The sequence below is a fragment of the Amycolatopsis sp. SID8362 genome (genome assembly GCF_010550475.1).
Lineage (GTDB): Bacteria > Actinomycetota > Actinomycetes > Mycobacteriales > Pseudonocardiaceae > Amycolatopsis > Amycolatopsis eburnea.
On the sequence record NZ_JAAGNB010000944.1, the window covers coordinates 1 to 997 of the forward strand.

General features: G+C 73.4%; 1 protein-coding gene and 1 pseudogene. Both read right to left on the bottom strand.

Annotation, left to right across the window (positions count from 1 at the left end):
* Window positions 1-128: 128 nt before the first annotated feature.
* Window positions 129-866 carry a hypothetical protein gene (locus tag G3I65_RS29360; protein WP_160698974.1) on the bottom strand — a complete coding sequence of 246 codons (738 nt, stop codon included), beginning with the start codon at window positions 864-866 and terminating at the stop codon, window positions 129-131.
* A gap of 28 nt (window positions 867-894) precedes the next feature.
* Window positions 895-997, bottom strand: a pseudogene (locus G3I65_RS57595) (ribokinase); the annotation flags it as partial.

A 997-nucleotide genomic window follows, 5' to 3' on the forward strand; every position in this document is an offset into this window, starting at 1 on the left:
CGATCCGGGCGGCCTCGGCGGCCGGATCGGCCGGGGCCGGGGTGGCGGCGGGCTCGCCGAGCGGCTCCGCGACGCGGACGACGGGACCACTGGCACGGCCGGGGCTGACGGCGACCCCGGACAGAGAGTCAGACATGGTCTAGACCATAGCTCAGATACGTCTGGATATCTCGTGGTGGCGGGCACAAACCGCGCTGCTTGACCTGTTCGAGCACCGGCCCGACCTCCTCGCGCCACCACGCTTCGGCCAGTTCACCGCGGCTGGCGACCGGCCGTCCGGCCAGCATACGGCGGAATCCCCAGGCCTCGGCCGAGTCGGCGAGCCGGAACCAGTCGGCGGGATCGTCGAGCCACAGGCCGAGGCGGACGTCGTCGGGCAGCGGCACGCGCTCGAGGAACATCCGTTCGGCGGTCTTCGACGGCAGGTCGGCGAGTGTCAGGCAGCGCAACGCGCAGGCGACCGTGCTGATCCAGCGGACCCGCGCGCGGATGACCCGGGCGCCGCGAGCGCGGGCGATGGCGACGCGGTGGTGACCGTCCTCGACGAAGAACATGTCGGACAGCCGCACGAGCCGCACCGGCGGCAGGTCCGCCGACGTCCGCGTCAGGTGCTCCCAGCGATCGCGCAGCGCGCGGTTGCGTGGCCGGAACTCGCGGTCGAAGTCCCCGGCGCGGGCGACCGTGCCGACGACGCCGTCCAGCGGCACGTCGTAGACGCCTTCGTCGAGTTCGGTCTGCTTGCCGAGCGCCTCGAGGGTTTCGGCGAGCGGCATGATCGCGAGGTGGTCGGGCCGTCTCGCCTCGGCGATCGCCCTCAGCTGGGCGGCGTAGCCGCGCCACCAGGCCGAACCGAACGAATCGCCCATGTGACGGGCAACACGCGCGAGGGCGCGATCATTCCGCCAGGTCGGCGGCGGTCGGATAGGACGGCTGCGCGCCGCGCCGCGTCACACTGAACGCGGCGACCCGCACCGCGCGCCCGGCCGCCGCGACCAGG